The organism is Bradyrhizobium sp. 31Argb (assembly GCF_043638955.1).
Lineage (GTDB): Bacteria > Pseudomonadota > Alphaproteobacteria > Rhizobiales > Xanthobacteraceae > Bradyrhizobium.
The window spans coordinates 1-3,277 of sequence record NZ_JBEGDB010000471.1 but is presented as its reverse complement, the minus strand read 5'-3'; the positions used below and the strand labels follow the sequence as shown (position 1 = coordinate 3,277).

3 protein-coding genes are annotated in these 3,277 nt (G+C 65.4%); 2 read left to right on the top strand and 1 reads right to left on the bottom strand.

The genetic code is table 11. From position 1 onward, the window contains the following. Positions 1 to 127 precede the first annotated feature (127 nt). A complete protein-coding gene (locus tag AAFX91_RS40160; protein WP_394570187.1) occupies positions 128 to 1,516 on the top strand; it encodes a serine hydrolase domain-containing protein in 1,389 nt (462 codons plus the stop codon). 137 nt (positions 1,517 to 1,653) lie between these two features. Here AAFX91_RS40160 and AAFX91_RS40155 read toward each other — a convergent pair whose 3' ends face one another. Further along, on the bottom strand, positions 1,654 to 2,319 hold the full coding sequence (locus AAFX91_RS40155; RefSeq protein ID WP_130584207.1) for a glutathione S-transferase family protein: 666 nt from the start codon (positions 2,317 to 2,319) through the stop codon (positions 1,654 to 1,656). A gap of 161 nt (positions 2,320 to 2,480) precedes the next feature. Here AAFX91_RS40155 and AAFX91_RS40150 point away from each other — a divergent pair, with 161 nt between their 5' ends. Beyond that, positions 2,481 to 3,062 carry a DUF2239 family protein gene (locus AAFX91_RS40150; RefSeq protein WP_394570186.1) on the top strand — a complete coding sequence of 194 codons (582 nt, stop codon included), beginning with the start codon at positions 2,481 to 2,483 and terminating at the stop codon, positions 3,060 to 3,062. The last annotated feature ends 215 nt before the right edge of the window (positions 3,063 to 3,277 follow it).

The following is a 3,277-nucleotide window of genomic DNA, read 5'->3' as shown; positions in this document are numbered from 1 at the left end:
CTGGGGCTCGAAGCCTTCCAGCGCATCAAATTTGGTACCAGTCTGGCGCTCCGCGATGTGTGAATCGGACAGCCGCAAGCGGGGCGAGGTAAAGTAAGATCGGCTGAGCTTCGGCGCGGAGGAATTTGTGGGCTGGCAGAAATGGATCGCGGCAGCAATCGCTTTCGCCGCCGCGGTGGCGATTGCCGCCTACTTCCGTCCTGATCGGGCCGTTCGTGTCGCGACCGGCGTGGTCGCACACAATGTCTGTTCCAAGGTGTTCGTCTCCGGCCTCGATCCGGAAACGGTGTTTTCGGAAACCATCGATCGGGCCGGCATCCGCAGACTGCGTCCGCTGCTCCGCTTTGCGCTCGACCGCACCGGCAAGACCGTCGACGCGTCGATGGCTGGATGGCTGACAAGCCGTGCTGCGTTTCACGATGGGCTCGGATGCGTGCTGCTGCACGGCGCGACGGCGCCCTATGTGCTCAAGAGCGATATCGACGCGCTGAAGGTGACAAGAGCGCCGCCGCTGCTTGAGGAGATCGCGGGCCCTGAACCTGTCGAGCCTTCGGACCCGGCGCTGAAAGCGGCACTCGATGATGCCTTCGAGGAGCCGGCGGAGCCGCCGTTCCGGCGCACCAAGGCGGTGGTGGTCGTCCATCATGGCAAGGTGATCGCCGAGCGCTATGCCAAGGGCATCAGTGTCGATACGCCGCTGCTTGGTTTTTCCATGACCAAGTCGGTGATCAATGCGCTGATCGGAATCCTGACCCAACAAGGCGTCGTCACGCCGTCGATGCCCGCGCCGATCCCGGAATGGCGCGGCAGGAATGATCCGCGTCGCGAGATCGAAGTGGAGCACCTCATGCGCATGACCACAGGGCTGGCGCTGGACGAGACCAATTCGGGCTTCGATCCCTCGAGCCAGATGGCCTATCTGCATGACGACATGGCGGGCTTTGCGGTGAAGGCGCCCCTGATGGCGCCGCCCGGCACGCGCTGGCACTATTCGAGCCCCTCGACGCAACTCTTGGCACGGATCATCCGCGATGCCGTCGGCGGGCCCGAACAGACGCTCGCCTTTGCCTGGCGCGAATTGTTCAACCCGCTCGGCATGCGCAGCGTCACGCTGGAATTCGACGGCAGCGGCACGCTGCAGGGCACCGCCTACATGCAGGCGAGCGCACGGGACTGGGCACGCTTCGGGCTGCTCTATCTCAATGACGGCGTGGTCGGCGGCAAGCGGTTGTTGCACGAAGACTGGGTGGACTTTTCCGCCGCCGCGACGCTGAAGACCGACTACGGCGCCGGCTTCTGGACCAACCGCAGCGAACATGCGCGTGCCAAGAACCGTGTCGCGCTCGGCATTCCCCGCGACGCCTTCTTTGCCTCGGGCGACCTCGGCCAGCGCATCGTCATCATGCCGACGCAGCGCCTGGTCGTGGTCCGCCTCGGCGACAGCGTCGATCGGACCGGCGACATGCGCGGATTGGCGCGTCTGGTGAAAGAGGTGATCGCGGCGGTGGAGCGGTGAGACTCCCTCGCCCCGCTCTTGCGGGGAGAGGGTTGGGGTGAGGGGCTGCTTCCACGAACACCGAATGCGCGGCAACGCCCCTCACCCGGCGCTACGCGCCGACCTCTCCCCGCAAGAGCGGGGAGAGGTGACTTCGCCTACCGCCCCACCAGATACGGTCCGCCCTTCTCCAGCGCGCGGACATAGGCCGGGCGCGCGTGAATGCGTTCGAGGAACGCCATGCACCTGGGATGCCCCTCCTCCAGCCCGGCGCGCGCGGAGGCGGCTTCCAGCGGAAAACTCATCTGGATATCGGCCACGCTGAACTCGTTGCCCGCGAACCATTGGCTTTTGCCGAGTTCCGCCTCCCAGAACGTCATGTGCTGCTTGAGCTGCGGATTGACCAGCACGGTTAGCGCCTGGTTGGTGACCTTGCGCACCAGTGGCCGCAATAAAGCGGGCGCGCGCTTCGGCATCATCGTGAACAGCAGCTTCAGCAGCAGCGGCGACATCGCCGATCCCTCGGCATAATGCAGCCAATAGGTGTAGCGCAGCCGCTCCGGCGTGTCCGGCGGCGGGATCAAGCGTCCCTTGCCGTAAGTGCCGAGGATGTATTCGGCGATCGCGCCGGATTCCGCGATCGTGTTGCCGTTATCGGTGATGACGGGCGACTTGCCGAGCGGATGCACCGCCAGCAACTCCTTCGGCGCGCGCATGTCGGGCCCACGCTGATAGCGCACGATCTCATAGGGCACGCCAAGCTCTTCCAGGAGCCACAGCACCCGTTGCGAGCGCGAGTTGTTGAGGTGATGAACGGTCAGCACGGCGTCCCCCGAAATCCAAAGAACCTTCCCGGGCGTTCCCTATCAGGCAATCGCGGGATTCGCGATTGGCCGAGAGGCCAAATTATTTATCCGGGTGATATTGACATCGAAATTATACCCGGGCATAAATGCATGAACGGCGAATCGATCGGATAACTCAAATGAATCAGACATTTACAGCCTTCGAAGGCCAGCGGCGGCTGGCCACTGGGCCTTTGGCCGAGGTCGCGCTAGCGGTCAAACGGGCCGGCCAGAGCGCCGAGCCGATTGCGATCTTCTGCGACGGGACCGGGCGCGCCGTCGATCTGGATCTTCGCGGCAGCGATGACGCGATCCTGGCACGGCTGCCGGCATCGGCTCCGCCAAGCGAAGCGCCCGAGGCGCCACCGAGCGAGCCGCGTGGCCGCGGGCGACCGAAACTCGGCGTGGTCGCGCGCGAAGTGACGCTGCTGCCGCGCCATTGGGAATGGCTCAACGCGCAGCCCGGCGGCGCCTCGGTCGCGCTCCGCAAGCTCGTGGACGAGGCGCGCCGCAGCAGCGGCGACCGCGACCGCCAACGCGCCGCACGCGATGCCGCCTATCATTTCATGTCGGCGATGGCTGGCAACCTCCCGAAATTCGAGGAGGCCTCGCGCGCGCTGTTCGCCGACGACCGCCGCCGCTTCGTCGGCGAGATCGCCGAATGGCCGCCGGACATTCGCGACCACGTCGTCAAGCTCGCCTACAGCGACCGCGCGGGTTAGCGCCTCGACGGAGATGCGCACCCTCTCCCGCTTGCGGGAGAGGGTGGGGTGAGGTGTCTCCGCGGCGGGACTCGCTATGTGGAGAAAGCCCTCACCCGGATCGCATCTAGCGATGCGATCCGACCTCCCCCGCAAGCGGGCTGTCCGATTCACACATCGCGGAGCGCCAGACTGGTACCAAATTTGATGCGCTGGAAGGCTTCGAGCCCCAGGCG